The sequence below is a fragment of the Sphingomonas sp. NFR15 genome (assembly GCF_900103265.1).
GTDB classification, from domain to species: Bacteria; Pseudomonadota; Alphaproteobacteria; order Sphingomonadales; family Sphingomonadaceae; genus Sphingomonas; species Sphingomonas pollutisoli.
Map to the genome: position 1 here is coordinate 1 of NZ_FMWX01000006.1, position 15,770 is coordinate 15,770.

Sequence of the window (15,770 nt, forward strand, 5' to 3'; positions counted from 1 at the left end):
GACAAGATGACAGGCGTGATCGGCGTCGAAGACGGCATCGGGGATTCTCCAGACAGGATTTCGGCGAGGTCGTTCCACGCGCGTAGCAGAATGCGCGGTGAAGGGAAAATGTTGCAATGCGAGGTACGATCGGACCGAAAGTTCGGCCGGATCAAAATGGATCATGCTCGGTCGCGTAGTACGCCATCGCCATCGTCGTCATCTGGGCGTTGACGCGAATGCAACTGGTGAAGGTGCTGGCATCGGTAACGAGCACGTTGGCGACGCCGTGGACGCGGCAATCGAGATCGACCACGCTTGTCGCGGGATCGGTGCCGCGCGCGTTGCCGCCATGCGGGTGCGAGGTGGAAAGCGTCACGTCGTCCGCCTCACGCACGTACCGCTCGAAGAACGCATCGATGTCCTCGTCGCGCCGGAGCGTCGTACCGCGCGCGAGCGCAGGATAGACTTCCAGCGCGCCGGCCGCGAAATGGACACGGGACAGCGTCGCGAGCGCGCGACGTAGGTTGGGCAGTTCCACATCCGCGCGCAGCTTGAGATGCAATGCGCCGTCGATCAGCGAACCCTGCCGATCGACCGGAATCAACACGCCCGCCGAGGCGAGCCGATCGTAATTGCGCATCCGCTGCGCATGATCGCCGATCCAGCCGGGCATCAGCGTCGACATGCTCATCGGCGGCTGGAAGTGCGATTCGAGCAGGAAATCGCGCGCATCGACATAGGTGGCCATCTGGTCCTCGTCCCAGCTCCTCACCGCGTTCGGCATCAGCGCGACCACCGGGCAGGCCATGTTGAACGACAGGCCGGTGCCCGCCTGGCCGATGCCGCTCGCCTGGAGCAGCCGGCTCGATGCCATCGCGCCGCCCGCCACCACCACGCCCTTGCGCGCGCGGACCACGCGCTCATCGCCGCCGGCGAGCGTGACGGTCACCCCGTCGGCGACATGACGGCCATCCTGCCGGTCGTCGCGCCACAGGATCGCCTCGGCCTTGGCTTCGGCGAGGATGCGGGCGCCTTGCGCGCGTGCATCGAGCAAGAATGACTGCGCCATGCCTTGTTTGCGGCCATAGGGGCAGCCGGTGTTGCAATAGCCACAATAGGCGCATTCGGCCGGGCCATTGGGTGGCCCGAAATTCTTGCTGAACCACACCGCCGGCGCCGCCTTGTCGATCGGATCGGCGCTCTCCGCCGCATAGGCCGCCCAGCCCCTGAGCAGATGCGGGCCGTTGTTCCGCCCGGCGCGGTGCGCGATCGGCTGGATCGAGAGTCGCTCGGTGATCGCATCATAAGCGGCGTGGAAGCGCGCGCGATCGACCGGCGCACCGAGGCTCGCCCACCGTTCAAACACGTCGTCGGCTTGCGGATGCGTCAGGCCGTCGCGGTTGACCGGCAAGCAGATGCCATTGTTGATGACGGTCGAGCCGCCGACACAGCGCCCCTGGAACACGATCACATCATGGTCGCGGCTCGACTGCAGCCCGCCGTCGATGAACAGCCGCGAGGTCATCCGACGTTCTTCGTGGCTGAGATCGCGCGACGCCCATAAAGCGCCCGCCTCGACGATCAGCACGTCGTGCCCCTGCCGCGCGAGATTGGCGGCGGCGACCGCGCCACCGGCGCCCGAGCCGATCACGATGACATCGACTTCCTCGGGCACGTTCGCGTGGTCGACCAGGTCGGCATGGCTCAGGTCGCGCTTGTCGTAATGCGTGATCGGCATCTCGCCCGCGCCGCGTTCGCGGAAATACGGGAGCGTGAAGCCGATCTGCGCAAGCACCGGGTTGTCTGCGTTGTCGATCTGCCCTTGCTCGTTCGTCTGCGAGGCGCCCTGCCAGTGGCCGTAATAGCCCGCGTAGATGACGCCACGGATGCGCGCGAGATCCTGCATCAGATCATTCTGTGATCGCTCGAGCCGCCGCGCGATCTTGCGAGCCCCCCAGCCCGGCCCGAGCAACAGGAAAAGCGGACCGCCGAGGGCGAGACAGACAAGATACAACGTGAGCCCGATCTCGCGAGGCTTCCCGCCCTCCATCAAACCAAATTGATGTTGTAGATTGGCCACCACCTGACCGGGCGTGATCGCCATTTCGACCTTGTGGAACAGCGCCTTGGTCAGCGCTTTGAGGATACTCGCCTGCAAGACATTGAACGGTTTCTTCATGACGCCCCCCCGCGATCATCACGCTTCCATAGCATGATGTCCCGGCGGTTACGATCGCGACATCGCGCTATCGCAAACCGCCGTCGGATCCCCTATCTCGCGCGCAACAGGAGCACGCCCATCAGCGCGCCCGATCCTTCGAGAGAGATGTTCATGACCGATCCCGTCGTCATCGCCAGCTATGCCCGCACGCCGATGGGCGGCTTCCAGGGCGCGCTCAGCCCGCTCAAGGCGACCGAATTGGGGTCGATCGCAGTCGCTGCGGCGGTCGCGCGCGCCGGCGTGGCGCCCGACGCGATCGAACGCATCTACATGGGGTGCGTGCTGCCGGCTGGCCTCGGGCAAGCGCCGGCGCGGCAGGCAGCGATCGGCGCGGGCCTGCCCGTTTCGGTCGAGGCGACGACGGTCAACAAGATGTGCGGATCGGGCATGCAGGCGGCGATCATGGCCTATGACGCGCTGGCCGCCGGCTCGGTCGACATCGCGGTGGCGGGCGGCATGGAGAGCATGACCAACGCGCCGTACCTGTTGACCAAGCATCGCGGCGGGGCGCGGATCGGCCATGATGCGATGTACGACAGCATGATGCTCGACGGACTGGAGGATGCCTATCAGCCGGGTACCCCGATGGGGGTGTTCGCCGAGGATGCCGCGCGCGAATATCAGCTCACCCGCGCCCATCAGGACGACTATGCGCTGCGCTCGCTCGCTCGCGCGCAGGATGCGATCGCGGGCGGCGCGTTCGACCGCGAAATCACGCCCGTCACCGTCAAGGGGCGTGGCGGTGACACCGTGATCGACATCGACGAGCAGCCCGGCAAGGCCAAGCCCGAAAAGATCCCGGCGCTCAAGCCGGCGTTCGTCAAGGACGGCACGGTGACGGCGGCCAACGCTTCGTCGATCTCGGACGGCGCGGCCGCGCTGGTGATGACGCGGCAGAGCGTCGCCGAAAAGCTCGGACTGCCCGTGATCGCGCGGGTCGTCGCCACGGCCGCGCACGCGCAGGAGCCCGCGAAATTCACCAGCGCGCCGGTACCGGCGATCCGCAAGGTGCTCGCCAAGGCGGGTTGGAACGCGGACGAGGTCGATCTGTTCGAGGTCAACGAGGCGTTCGCGGTCGTGGCGATGATCGCCGCACGCGAACTCGCGATTCCCGCCGAGAAGCTCAACGTCAACGGCGGTGCGACCGCGCTCGGCCACCCGATCGGCGCATCGGGCGCGCGGATCATGGCGACGTTGCTCGGTGCGCTCGAGGCGCGCGGGCTGAAGAAGGGCGTGGCGAGCCTGTGTATCGGCGGCGGCGAGGCGACCGCTGTGGCACTGGAACGGGTGTGACCTGAGCGTCGCCTCGGCGCAGGCCGGGGCCGGCATATGACGTGGCGCCCGGCTCGCCAAACGATGCGGCGGCCCCCGCCTGCGCTGGGGCGGCGATGGAATCAGCGCAGGTTCGCCGGTCGCCTTAGATCGAGCGTGAGCGGGAACTCGCCTGGAGGTTCCTCCGGCGGCACCGGGACTGGACCGGGGGTGTGCCCATAATCCTGGAACCGCGCCTTGCGGCGCGCCTCCGCCTCGAAGCCGTTGACCGGCACTTCGTCGTAATTGCGCCCGCCGGGATGCGCGACATGATAGACGCACCCGCCGAGCGAGCGCTGGCTCCACGTATCCAGCACGTCGAACGTCAACGGCGCGTTGACGGGCAAGCGCGGGTGCAGGCAGTCGGCCGGCGCCCATGCCTTGTAGCGCACGCCGCCGACCACCTCGCCCGGCACGCCGGTCGGCACCATCGGGATGCGGCGACCGTTGCAGGTCAGCACGTGCCGCCCGGCGGTGAGATTGCTCGCCCGCACCTGCAAGCGCTCGGTCGAGCTATCGACATACCGCACCGTACCGCCGATCGCACCCGTTTCGCCCAGGACATGCCACGGTTCGAGCGCATGCGAGATCTCGAGGCTGACGCCACCGGCGTCGATCGTGCCGTGGATCGGGAAGCGGAACTGCCGCTGCGCCTCGAACCACGCCGGATCGAACGGATAGCCCGCGCGGCCGAGATCCCCGAGCACGTCGAGCAGATCCGCCCACACGAAATGCGGCAGCATGAAGCGGTCGTGCAGCGCGGTGCCCCAACGGGTGAGTTGGCCATGCTGCGGCTCGCGCCAGAACCACGCGGTCAGCGCGCGTAGCAGCAGTTGCTGGGCCAGGCTCATCCGCGCGTCTGGCGGCATCTCGAACGCGCGAAACTCGACGAGGCCGAGTCGTCCGGTCGGGCCGTCGGGCGAGAAGAACTTGTCGATGCAGATTTCGGTACGGTGCGTGTTGCCGGTCACATCGACGAGCAGGTTGCGAAACAGCCGATCGACGATCCACGCCGGCGGCTGCTCCCCCGCGACCGGCCCCGGCACCTGCGCGAGCGCGATCTCCAGCTCGTAGAGACCGTCATGCCGCGCCTCGTCGATACGCGGGGCCTGGCTGGTCGGGCCGATGAACATCCCCGAGAACAGATAGCTGAGCGCAGGGTGGCGCTGCCAATAGAGCACGAAGCTCTTGAGCAGATCGGGCCTGCGCACGAACGGCGAATCGTACAGCGACGGCCCACCCAACACGATGTGATTTCCGCCGCCGGTGCCGATCGCACGACCGTCGAGCATGAACTTGTCGGCGGTCATGCCGGCTTTGCGGGCAATGTCGTACAGCGTCTCGGTGATCGCACTGGTCTCGGCCCAACTTGCCGCGGGGTGGACGTTGACCTCCACCACACCGGGGTCGGGCGTGACCTTGAGCACTTTGAGGCGCGGGTCGGGGGGCGGCGCATAGCCTTCGATCCGCACGGGCACGCCGAGCGTGGCCGCCGCCGCCTCGATCTCGGCAATCAGCTCGAGATAGTCGTCGATCGCGCGCACCGGCGGCATGAAGACCGACAGGAAATGTCCGCGCGGTTCCGCGGTGACGGCGGTACGGACGGCGCCGGCGACGATCTCCTGCTCGACGCGCTCCTGCGGCTGCGCGCCCGAGATCGGCGCACGCTGCGTGATCCGCTGTTCGGTGGCGGGCGCCGCCTCGCGCGCCATCGCGGGGCGCTGGGTGCGGAAATCGGGCAGAGGCTCGCGCGGCTCGCTGGTGTCGCGCGGGTTGATGTAAGGATATTCGGACGGCGGCACATAAGGCAAAGAGCCGAGCGGCAGGCGATAGCCGAGCGCGCTGTCGCCCGGCACCGTATAGAGCTTGCCGCGCCGCAGCTTCCATTGCTCGGTCAGCCACCCCCGCTCCACCTTGCTCTGCCATTTCTGCACCGGCAGCACATAGCCGATCGGCGTGGAGAGCCCGCGCTCGAACGCGCGCACCATGCGGCTGCGCGCTTCCGGATCGTCGATCTTGGGGTCGTCAGGCGAGGTGTTGACCGGCAGTTCGGCTTCCTTGAGCGACCAGGCGAGCGGATCTTCATAGGCCGGCACGACGTGACCTTGGGGCAGTCCCAGCCCGGAGGCGAGCAGATCGAGGAAGCGTTCGGCCGTCTCGGCCGTCACGGCCGGCTTGCCGGTGCCGTCCTCCTCGGCGATCAGCCCGGCATCGCGCCAGATCGGAACGCCGTCATCACGCCAATACGCGGCATAAGCCCAGCGCGGCAGCGTCTCGCCAGGATACCATTTGCCCTGACCGTGATGGAGCAGCCCACCGGGCGCGAACCGGGCGCGCAAATCCCGGATCAGCGTGTCGGCATAAGCCGCCTTGGTGGGACCGACCGCATCGCCGTTCCATTCCGGCGCCGAACCGCCGTTCGCCGCGACGAAGGTGGGTTCGCCGCCGATCGTGAGGCGGACGTCCTGCGTCACGAGATCGGCATCGACGCGGTGCCCCAGGGCATCGAGCGCCGCCCAGCGATCATCGGTGAACGGCCGCGTGATCCGTACCGCTTCGGCGATGCGCGACACGCTCATCTCGAAATGGAAGTCGACCTCCGCAGGCTCGGCCATGCCGCTGATCGGTGCGGCTGACCGGTAGTGCGGCGTCGCGCAGAGCGGGATGTGCCCTTCGCCAGCGAACATCCCGGACGTCGCATCGAGACCGATCCAGCCGGCGCCCGGGATATACACCTCGGCCCAGGCATGCAGATCGACCACGTCTTGGGCGACTCCCTTCGGCCCTTCGACCGGTTCGACATCGGCGACGAGTTGGATCGAATACCCCGACACGAAGCGCGCCGCGAAACCGAGCCGGCGCAGCAACTGCACCAGCAACCACGCGCTGTCACGGCACGAACCCTGGCCGATCTCGAGCGATTCCTCCGGCGTCTGCACGCCGCTCTCCATGCGGATGATGTAGCCGATCCGCTCCTGGAGCTTCGCATTGATATCGACGAGGAAGTCGATCGTCCGGCCGCGGTGCTGGGCGTGCTGCGCCACCAGTGCTTCGAACAGCGGCCCTTGCGGTTCGAGGTCGAAATAGGCGGCGAGATCGATCCTCAGCGCATCGTCATAGTGAAACGGGTAGTTTTCGGCATAATCCTCGACGAAGAAGTCGAACGGATTGATGACGTCGAGATCGGCGAGCAGATCGACCTCGATCGTGAAATGATCGACCGGATCGGGAAATACGATTCGCGCGAGCCAATTGGCGTGCGGATCCTGCTGCCAGTTGAGGAAATGGCCGGCCGGCTCGATCTTCAACGCATAATTCGGCACCTTGGTGCGGCTGTGGGGCGCCGGGCGCAGCCGGATCACCTGCGGCCCGAGCCGGATCGGGCGGCTGTACTTATAGGCGGTGAGATGGTGAAGACCGGCTTTGAGCATGAGACCAAACAGACGGCATGCGTTGCTGCTATGCAACCAAAATCTTGAAAAGCTTTCCTGAAGCGAAACTCGCGTCGCCGGGTCGCGTTGAGCGGGAACAATCCCAATCGGAGACTGCGAGTGGCCGCATATACCTGCCCCAATTGCCGGCAGCGTCTCCATTTCGAATCGCGCGTCTGCCCGAGTTGCGCGCATCCGCTCGGCTTCGCGCCCGTCGCCAACCGCTTCCTTCACCTCGACGTCGCCGATGGCGCGTGGCAGGACGCGAGCGGCGCGGCCGCGATGGTGCAGCCGTGCGCGAACACGCGGTACGGCGTGTGCAACTGGGTGGTCGATCGTGGCGACCCCCAATCGATGTGCCTCGCCTGCCGGCACAACCGCACGATCCCGGACCTCGGCGTGCCCGGCGTGCTCGAACGCTGGACCCGGATCGAGGACGCCAAGCGCCGCGTGCTGCATGGGCTGATGCGTCTCGGGCTCAAACTGGAAACCAAGGCGCAGAACATCCACGGCCTCGCCTTCGATTTCCTCTACGATCCTTCCGCGGAGCAAGGTTATGCGCCCCGGCATTTCACCGGCCATGAAAACGGCCTCATCACGCTCAACCTGGTCGAAGCCGACGATGCGCAACGCGAACGCATCCGCCGCCAGATGGGTGAGCCGTACCGAACCCTGGTCGGGCATTTCCGGCACGAAATCGGCCATTATGTATGGTCGCGGCTGATCGAATTCGGGCCGGACCTCATCCCGTTCCGCGCGCTGTTCGGCGACGAGCGCGCCGATTATCAGGCGGCGCTGCAGGCGCATTACACCAATCCACCCCGCCCCGGCTGGGAGGACCATTATGTCTCGGCCTACGCGACGATGCACCCGTGGGAGGATTTCGCCGAAACCTTCGCGCACCATTCGCACATTGTCGATACGCTCGCGACGATCGGCGAGTTCGGCACCCGGCTCGATCCGATGCCCGCGGCAGCGCCGGGCACGCCCGACAGCGTGATCGACTTCGATCCCTACAGCGCCGACACCGCGACGCTGACTGCCCACTGGATTCCGTTCGCGTTCGCGATCAACGAGATCAACCGCAGCATGGGCCAGCCCGATCTCTACCCGTTCCGGCTGTCGCCGGGGGTGGTCCTGAAGCTCGATTTCGTCAACCGGCTGGTCGCCTTCTACGCCGGCCGCTGGGCGCCGGGCGAAGCCGAAGCGAGCGACATCAGGGCGCTGGCGGCGACGCTCGGGCAAGGTGTCGAACTGGGCGCGGGCTGACGCGGAAACGGCCGCGGCATTCGCGCGTTTTGTCGGGTGAAGGAGAGTGCCATGCCGCGCGGAGACAAGGACGCTTATACCGACAAGCAGAAGCGCAAGGCCGAGCATATCGAGGAAAGTTATGAGGATCGCGGCGTTCCCAGGAAGGAAGCGGAGGCGCGCGCCTGGGCGACGGTGAACAAGGAATCGGGCGGCGGCAACAAATCCGGCTCGGGGCGCGGCAAGCCCGACACGCATGTCTCGTCATCGCGCGGCGGCAAGGCGCACGCATCCGGTTCGGCCGAACAACGCTCGGCGGCGGCGCGCAAGGGCTGGGTGACACGGCGCAAGAACGTCGGCGGCTGAGGCTGTCGCACTAACGGGGTACGGAATTTATCTTCCGAACCGCACGCCGATCCACAAGGTACGCGGCGTTCCTAAGTCCATCGATCCCGCCTGGTTGCGCGTCACCACCGTCGCGTCGAGCAGGTTTTCCGCGCGCGCTATTACCGCGAGGCCCTTGCGCACGGGTAGCTTGGCGAAAGCGTCAACGGTGGTCGCCGCGCGCAGCACGTCGGTCTGGAGATCATCCTCATATTGCTTGCCGACATAGCGCGCGGTGAGCGAGGCGAGCCACGCCGAACGCGGCCGCCACGCCAGTGTCGCGCTCGCGGTGTGTCGTGGGCTCTGGGCCGGGACCAAGCCATCGAACGCCATACCGGGCGCATCGACCGCGCTATCGCTGAACGCATAGCTCGCTGATAGGTCGATCGCGCCACGCCGCCAGTCGAAGCTCGCCTCGACACCTTTGGCGACGACCGCGTTGACGTTGCCGCGTCGCCGAAGCGTGGGCGATATCGTCAGGTTGGCGATCGCGTCGCCGAGCCGGTTGTAGAAGCCGGTCAGGCTCACCGTCATGCCCGGCAGCGGACGCGCGTCGATACCGCCCTCGACTCCGCGCAATCGCTCGGGCGATAGATTGGCATTGGCCTGCGTCGTCACCGGGAACACGGTGAAAGGCCGGTACAGCTCATTGAGCGTCGGCAGCCGGAAGCCGGTATAGCCGGCCAGCCGCAGATCCACAGCGCCGAGCGTGAACAATGCCCCCGCACGCCCCGTCGCCTCGGTACCGTCGCGATCGGGGAAGATCGTGTCGGTGGTGAGCAGGCCGGCGGCATCGCGCTGGCGAAAGCGCCCGTTGGTGATCGTCCAGTGATCGGCGCGCACCCCGCCGGTCAACACTAGCCGCCCGAGCGTCCAGTCATCCTCGATGAATAGTCCGGCGACACGCGTGTCGCCGCCGGCGTTGCGCCGCGCGGTGACGAGGCCGGTCGCGCCGTAGGCATCTTCGAACAATTGCCCGTCCGCGAGGCGAAAGTCGCCGCCGACACGCAGCACGTGATCCGCGCCGACCGGTGGACGCAATTCGATCTTGCCGCCGATACCGGTCGAAGGTGTGTTGCGCTGGTCGAGCGTGAGCTTGAAGGTGGACGAACTGATGACCTTGTTCGCGAAGTTGCGGGCCTGCACATAGGCAAGCACATCGACCTGCCAGACCCCGCGCGAGATCAGCCGTACGCTGGCGTCCTCGCCGCTCGAAGCCGAATCGGCGCCGGCGAAGCGCAGCGTGCGATTGTCGCCGAACACGAGCCCGCGAAACTGAACCTCGCTGTCCGGCCCGAGCGGCGCGACCGCGCGCAACCCCGCCGACCAGTCACGGTAGCGCGCTGGCACGCTGGCGACGGTCCGCTGATCGGCAGGCGTGGTCTGGAAGCCGTCGCCGCGATCGAACTGGCCGGATAGGGCGACGAAGCCGCTGCCGACCGTGGGCGCGATGGTGGCACTGAGCGCCTGCGCGTTGCGGCTGCCGTACAGCGCCTCCCCCGAGACGGGCGGCAGATCGGCGCGGCTGGCGCTCGTCATCTCGATCGTGCCCGCCACCGCCCCCGCACCGAACGGCCCCGATCCGCCGCCGCGCGTCACGCGGATGCCGCCAAGACGGGCGTTGACAACGGCATTGAACGGGATGTAGCCGAAGAACGGGTCGGCGATCGGCACGCCGTCGAGCAGCACCAAAGTCCGGCTCGACGCGTTGCCGCCAAGCGCGCGCAGCGTCGCGCCTTGCGCGGACGGATTGGCCGAACGACTGTCGGAGCGGCGGAACTGCTGAAAACCCGCGACATCGAGCAGCACGTCCTCGACCCGGCCGGATGCGTCGTTGGTCAGCCGCGCGCGGTCGATCGTCATCGAGCCGTAAGCCGGGGTGCCCGGCGGCAGATCGAGCCCGCGCCCGAGCACGACGATATCGCCGGTCGCCGGATCGACGGCCTGGGCGTGTGCGTTCGCTGCGCTCAGAAGCCCCGCGAGCAGCATCGGCACGCGCATCGCGCGGGGCATCGTGATAGTGTACGCCGCCATCATGCCGGAATGCTTGGCCACCCGCCGCACTTCGGTCAACAAAAGGAATTCGCTTGGAAAAAGACCAACCCGCCGCGCCGGCCCCGGATCGCCGCATCGCGCTGCTGATCGATGCCGACAACGTATCGCACAGCAACATCGCGGCGATGCTGGCGGAACTGTCGAAATACGGCACCGCCAACATCCGACGCGCCTATGGCGACTGGGGCAGCGCCGGCCTCAAGGGCTGGCGCGACAAGCTCCACGAATTCGCGATTCGGCCAATCCAGCAGTTCAGCTATTCGGCCGGCAAGAACGCGACCGACATCGCGCTCGTCATCGATGCGATGGAATTGCTCTACACGCAGAAGCCGGACGCATTTTGCATCGCATCGAGCGACGCCGATTTCACGCCGCTGGTGATGCAGTTGAAGGCCAATGGTCACGATGTGTACGGGTTCGGTGAACGCAAGACCCCGTCGCCGTTCGTCAATGCCTGCACCACCTTCCTGTATCTCGACAGCCTCGATGGCGGCGCGGCGAAGGACGCGGCCGCCGAACCGGCCGCCAAGCCCAAGGCGAACAAGAAAGCCGCCGACAAACCTGCCGCTACGGCCAAATCGCTGACCCAGGACGCCAAACTGATCGCGCTGCTGCGCGGCGCGGTCGAGGCGTCCGCCTGGGACGATGGCTGGGCGTCGATGTCGGCGGCTGGCAGCACCGCCAAACGCCAGGCGCCGATCGACCCGCGCAACTATGGCGTGAAGAACTTCCCAGCCTTGTTCGAGGCGACCGGCGCGTTCGAGATCGTCAAGGGCGACAACGGCCAGACCTATGTCGCCGACAAGCGCAACGCGGACCGGACGCCCAAGCCGGCGCTATAACCCAACCCCGTTCGTCCCGAGCGAAGTCGAGGGACGTACCCCAGGCGCAGGTGTCTCGACTTCGCTCGACACGAACGGTTGAGGTATGTCCGGCGGATCGGCAGCACTCATACGTCATGCCGGACGTGTTCCGGCATCCACCGTTCCGCACATCGATCCGCGGCGGGTCTCGCGGGACCGTGGATCCCGGAACAGTCCGGGATGACGGATCAATGCGTGAGAAACGGCGCTATAGCCCTCAAACCGTCATCCCTTGCAACAGCTTGGGCACATCGCCGCTCTCGCCGCGGGCCTCGGCCATGAAGCGATTCTTGAGCGGCGGCAGCCGGTCGACCGCCGACAGGCCGAAGCGACGCACAGCGTTCGCGGCCTTGCCCGGAATGCCGAACAGGTGCGTCAGCCCGTCGGTCGCCGCCGCGACCATGAACGTATCGAGACTGCGCCAGCGTTCGTAGCGCGTCAGCACCTGCCGGTCACCGAGATCGAGTCCGGTGCGCTTCGCCTCGACCAGCACCTCGACCAACGTCGCCACATCGCGGAAGCCAACGTTGACACCCTGCCCGGCGATCGGGTGGATGCCGTGGGCGGCGTCTCCCACGAGCGCGAGCCGCTCGGCGGTGATCGTCGCGGCATGGTGGAAGCCGAGCGGATAGCTCTGCCGCTGACCTAGCGGCCCGAGCTTGCCGAGGAACCCACCCATCTTCTTGTCGCATTCGGCGAGGAAGCCACGCTCGGACAGTTTGATCATGCCCGGCGCCTCGTGGCGTTTCACCGACCAGACGATCGCGGAGCGATGGCCCTGATCGTCGTCGTTGAGCGGCAGGATCGCGAACGGGCCCTGCGGGTAGAAGATTTCGAACGCGATATTCTCGTGAGGATGTTCGTGGTGGAGCGAGGTGACGATCGCCGCGTGATCGTACTGCCAGCGTGCGACCTTGAGGCCAGCCGCTTCGCGCGTCGGCGACGCGCGCCCCTCGGCCGCGATCAGCAGCGGTGCGCTAATGACTTCGCCCGACGACAAGGTGACCGAGACGCCGTTCGCGTCGCGCGTGGTGGCGACCGCGCGGGTCTTCATTCGCACCTCGACCCCGTCCGCCGCCCGCGCCGCCTCATAGAGGGCGCGGCGCAGCAGGCGGTTCTCGAACATCGTGCCGAGCGCGCCCTCGCCGGGTTCGGGTGCGAAATCGAGCTTGCCCGGGGCGAGACCGTCGCTGACGCGGATGCCCTCGATGGGGCACCCCATTCCGTCGAGCCGGTCGAGCACGCCGATCGCACCGAGCAGACGGGTCGGCGCGCTGGCGATCGCCGAGGCGCGCCCGTCGAAACCGGCGGCGAGGATCACGTCGGGATCGGCGATGTCGATCACGATCGCGCTCAGCTTGTGCGCCGACAGCGCCACGGCGAGCGCGCTGCCGACCAGCCCGCCACCCAGAATGATTACGTCCGCTCGGTTCATGCCGTTCGCTCTAGCGTTCCTGAAGGCCGGTGCCAAACCCTGAACGCGCGCCACACCGCTCAGGCGGGCGTGAACCTGAGCGCGACGCCGTTCATGCAATAGCGCTTGCCGGTCGGCGGCGGCCCGTCGTCGAAGACATGGCCGAGATGCCCGCCGCAGCGGCGGCAATGCACCTCGGTGCGCGACATGCCGAGCGATGCGTCGTTGCGGGTCCGCACCGCATTCGGCAGCGGCGCCCAGAAGCTCGGCCAGCCGGTGCCGCTGTCGAACTTGGTCCTGGACGAAAACGCCGGCAGCGCGCAGCCGGCGCAGGCGAACACGCCCTTGCGATGCTCTTCGTTGAGCGGGCTGGTGAAGGGGCGTTCGGTGCCTTCATGGCGCAGCACGGTATAGGCGGCGGGGGAGAGCTTCGCCTTCCACTGAGCGTCCGACAGGGCGATCTCGAAATGCTCGGGCGGGGCGGCGGCGGCGCCACGGCACCCGAACAACAGGAACGCTCCCGCGCCCGAGGCGGAGAGCGTCAGGAACTGTCTGCGATCGTGCATTCCAGAGAACCTTTTCGAAGGATGGAAAGCATATAGGTACGCGGGGCGCGAATGCACGGATGCGCGCCGCGCACCAGCGAGCGGCGATCAGGGCGTGGGCGTTCCGCTGAGCGCCTCGCCCACCGTTGCGACACGACGCTTGAACCAGCTCCCGCTCCCCGATTGCAGCACGCCACGCCGAAACGCGCGCGCACCGATCGTGATCGCGATTCCCACCCACAGCGCCTGCCACGCCAGCGCGAGCAGATGCGGCCACACGTGCGGGAAGTTGGCCGCATGTGCCGCCATCGCGAACGGCGAGCTGAACGGAAAAATCTCGGCGAAGCGCGTCACCCAATTGTCCGCGCCGCCGGCCGCGCGCAGCGCCAGGCTGAACATCAGCACCTGGACGATCGTGATCGGCAGCGACAGCATCTGAAGCTCGCGCGGCGTGGTCGCCTGCGCGCCGACCCCGAGGAACACCGCGCCGAGCAGCATGTAGGCCATGGCGAAATAGGCGAAGAACAATGGCACGAAGAGCGGCAGGCCGATCGCCGGACCGATCTCGCCCAGGCCGCCCGCCATGCTCGCCGGCAGGATCGCGGTGAGCTGGCTGGCGAGCGTGCCCCAGAAGCCGACGAACAACACCGCCGAGCCGAACATGCCGAGTAACTTGCCGAAGAACACCGCCTCCAGCGGCACCGCGGCGGCGAGGATTTCGATCACCTTGTTGTTACGCTCCTCGGCCATCGTGCCGACCGCTTGGCCGGACAGCAGCAGCGACAGGAAAAAGATACCGAACACGCTGAAGAACGCCGCCTGGCTGTGTCCGCCCGACGAGGCGCGTTCGCGTGCGATGGGGGTGAAGGTGGCCGCTGAGAGCGGGCGCGCGCCGCTCGCCGCGGCGCGCAGCGTTCCCTCGGAGAGTTCGGCGAGATAGCGCGAATCGCCGCGCCCCTGCGCGCCGTAGAGGATCGTGGGAGCCGCGAGATCGCCATAAAGCGCGGCGGTGGTGTCCGGCCCCGCGCCGGCGAACACCGCACGCGCTTGCGTGGCGGGCGTGGTGCCGGGCGTCTCGAACGTCAGCACCGGGGGCTGATCGGAACGGCCGAACAATTTGCGCAGCCGCGCATCCGTGGCGCGCATCGCCGCCTGCCGCTCGGGCGCGACGATCGCGACGATTTGCGCCTTGTCGGCGGCGTTGGTCGCCATCGACGTCGCGCCCCCTGCGCCGACCAGTCCGAACGACAGCATGATGATCGGCGAGAGCAGGAACAGCAGGAAGGTCGGCGTGAACACGGTCGCGACGAAATCGCGGCGCGCGATCGTCAGCGTCTGGCGGACGATGCGGTTGGACCTGACGCTCATGCCGAAATCTCCTGCGTCGCGTCGAGCGCACTGGCGCCGACGATGCGGACGAAGGCGTCATGCAGCCCCGGTCGCTCGATCGAGAGTCCGGCGATGCCGTGACCCCCGTCGATCAGCCGGCGTAGCGCCGCCTCGACGCCGCCATCCGGCACCGGAAAGTGCCAGCCATCGCGCTGATGCACCGCACCGTCCGGGAGGTAGGCGGCCAGGCCGGGCTCGTCGCGGTCGGGTACGTAATGGGCGCGCATCGGCAGCAATCCGCGTGCCTCGGCGACGGTGCCTTCGAAACGATGCCTGCCGCCGGCGATGATGGTCAGCCGGTCGCAAAGCCGCTCGGCGTGCGCCATGACGTGGGTCGACATGACGATCGTCGCGCCACGATCGCGCTCGGCGAGGATCAGCGTTTCGAGCCGCTCCTGATTGACCGGGTCCAGCCCGGAGAAAGGCTCGTCGAGCACGAGCAGTTCGGGTTGGTGGACAACCGAGCCGAGCAATTGGACGAACTGCGCCATGCCCTTCGACAGCTTGCGGATCCTGGTGTCGGCGGCATGGCCGAGGCCCGCGCCTTCCATCAGCGTGACGGCACGCTTGCGCCCGGCCTTCAGATCGAGGCCGCGCAAGGCGCCCATGAACGCGATCGCATCCCTGGCGCGCATTCCCGGATACAGGCCGCGCTCCTCGGGGAGATAGCCGACCCGGTCGCTCGCGTCGCGCGGGTGGGTGTGGCCGAGCAGCGTGCGATGCCCGCCGTCGGGCTCTATGATGCCGAGCAGCATGCGCAACGTCGTGGTCTTGCCCGCGCCGTTTGGCCCGAGCACGCCGTAGATCGCGCCGCGCGGCACGGCGACGTCGACGCCATCGACCACACGCTTTCCGCCGAAGTTCTTGACCAGCCCTGTCGCATGGATGGCAAACGCGTTCGTCAAACCTACCTCCGTTCGTCCCGAG

The 15,770-nt window shown here is 67.3% G+C and carries 11 protein-coding genes; 4 read left to right on the forward strand and 7 right to left on the reverse strand.

Annotated features, from left to right (window positions below; all coding sequences use genetic code 11):
- Nucleotides 1-151: 151 nt before the first annotated feature.
- The gene (locus tag BLS81_RS13845; RefSeq protein ID WP_093224738.1) at nucleotides 152-2,161 is read right to left on the reverse strand and encodes a GMC family oxidoreductase N-terminal domain-containing protein; all 2,010 of its coding nucleotides are present in this window, start codon (nucleotides 2,159-2,161) and stop codon (nucleotides 152-154) included.
- A 153-nt stretch (nucleotides 2,162-2,314) separates the two neighbouring features.
- On the opposite strand from BLS81_RS13845, the gene BLS81_RS13850 reads away from it, so the two are divergent.
- Nucleotides 2,315-3,496 carry an acetyl-CoA C-acyltransferase gene (locus tag BLS81_RS13850; RefSeq protein WP_093225069.1) on the forward strand — a complete coding sequence of 394 codons (1,182 nt, stop codon included), beginning with the start codon at nucleotides 2,315-2,317 and terminating at the stop codon, nucleotides 3,494-3,496.
- Between the two features lie 101 nt (nucleotides 3,497-3,597).
- Here BLS81_RS13850 and BLS81_RS13855 read toward each other — a convergent pair whose 3' ends face one another.
- A complete protein-coding gene (locus BLS81_RS13855) occupies nucleotides 3,598-6,945 on the reverse strand; it encodes a transglutaminase family protein (protein ID WP_093224739.1) in 3,348 nt (1,115 codons plus the stop codon).
- Nucleotides 6,946-7,065: 120 nt separating this feature from the next.
- On the opposite strand from BLS81_RS13855, the gene BLS81_RS13860 reads away from it, so the two are divergent.
- A complete protein-coding gene (locus BLS81_RS13860) occupies nucleotides 7,066-8,214 on the forward strand; it encodes a zinc-binding metallopeptidase family protein (RefSeq protein ID WP_093224741.1) in 1,149 nt (382 codons plus the stop codon).
- Nucleotides 8,215-8,265: 51 nt separating this feature from the next.
- A complete protein-coding gene (locus tag BLS81_RS13865) occupies nucleotides 8,266-8,559 on the forward strand; it encodes a plasmid stabilization protein (protein ID WP_093224742.1) in 294 nt (97 codons plus the stop codon).
- Nucleotides 8,560-8,586: 27 nt separating this feature from the next.
- On the opposite strand, the gene BLS81_RS13870 is transcribed toward BLS81_RS13865, so the two are convergent.
- Nucleotides 8,587-10,590 (reverse strand): TonB-dependent receptor plug domain-containing protein, encoded by a 2,004-nt coding sequence (locus tag BLS81_RS13870; RefSeq protein ID WP_256326265.1) that lies wholly within the window; start codon nucleotides 10,588-10,590, stop codon nucleotides 8,587-8,589.
- Between the two features lie 74 nt (nucleotides 10,591-10,664).
- Between BLS81_RS13870 and BLS81_RS13875 the strand changes: the two genes are divergently transcribed.
- Nucleotides 10,665-11,474: an NYN domain-containing protein gene (locus BLS81_RS13875; RefSeq protein WP_093224744.1), complete on the forward strand. Its 810-nt coding sequence runs from the start codon at nucleotides 10,665-10,667 to the stop codon at nucleotides 11,472-11,474.
- A gap of 238 nt (nucleotides 11,475-11,712) precedes the next feature.
- Here BLS81_RS13875 and BLS81_RS13880 read toward each other — a convergent pair whose 3' ends face one another.
- The 4 genes from BLS81_RS13880 to BLS81_RS13895 form a co-directional block, all read right to left on the reverse strand.
- Complete coding sequence (locus BLS81_RS13880) at nucleotides 11,713-12,930, reverse strand: UbiH/UbiF/VisC/COQ6 family ubiquinone biosynthesis hydroxylase (RefSeq protein WP_093224745.1); 1,218 nt, start codon at nucleotides 12,928-12,930, stop codon at nucleotides 11,713-11,715.
- Nucleotides 12,931-12,989: 59 nt separating this feature from the next.
- On the reverse strand, nucleotides 12,990-13,475 hold the full coding sequence (gene msrB / locus BLS81_RS13885; RefSeq protein WP_093224747.1) for a peptide-methionine (R)-S-oxide reductase MsrB: 486 nt from the start codon (nucleotides 13,473-13,475) through the stop codon (nucleotides 12,990-12,992).
- A gap of 87 nt (nucleotides 13,476-13,562) precedes the next feature.
- Nucleotides 13,563-14,822, reverse strand: a complete 1,260-nt coding sequence (locus tag BLS81_RS13890) for an ABC transporter permease (protein ID WP_093224748.1) — start codon at nucleotides 14,820-14,822, stop codon at nucleotides 13,563-13,565.
- Complete coding sequence (locus BLS81_RS13895) at nucleotides 14,819-15,748, reverse strand: ABC transporter ATP-binding protein (protein ID WP_093224750.1); 930 nt, start codon at nucleotides 15,746-15,748, stop codon at nucleotides 14,819-14,821. Before BLS81_RS13895 ends, BLS81_RS13890 begins: the two co-directional genes overlap by 4 nt.
- Between the last annotated feature and the right edge of the window lie 22 nt (nucleotides 15,749-15,770).

Coding starts and splice junctions, on each gene's coding strand:
- BLS81_RS13850 (WP_093225069.1), top strand. CDS start 2,315: ATGACCGATCCCGTCGTCATCGCCAGCTATGCCCGCACGCCGATGGGC.
- BLS81_RS13890 (WP_093224748.1), bottom strand. CDS start 14,822: ATGAGCGTCAGGTCCAACCGCATCGTCCGCCAGACGCTGACGATCGCG.
- BLS81_RS13870 (WP_256326265.1), bottom strand. CDS start 10,590: ATGCCCCGCGCGATGCGCGTGCCGATGCTGCTCGCGGGGCTTCTGAGC.
- BLS81_RS13880 (WP_093224745.1), bottom strand. CDS start 12,930: ATGAACCGAGCGGACGTAATCATTCTGGGTGGCGGGCTGGTCGGCAGC.
- msrB (WP_093224747.1), bottom strand. CDS start 13,475: ATGCACGATCGCAGACAGTTCCTGACGCTCTCCGCCTCGGGCGCGGGA.
- BLS81_RS13855 (WP_093224739.1), bottom strand. CDS start 6,945: ATGCTCAAAGCCGGTCTTCACCATCTCACCGCCTATAAGTACAGCCGC.
- BLS81_RS13865 (WP_093224742.1), top strand. CDS start 8,266: ATGCCGCGCGGAGACAAGGACGCTTATACCGACAAGCAGAAGCGCAAG.
- BLS81_RS13845 (WP_093224738.1), bottom strand. CDS start 2,161: ATGAAGAAACCGTTCAATGTCTTGCAGGCGAGTATCCTCAAAGCGCTG.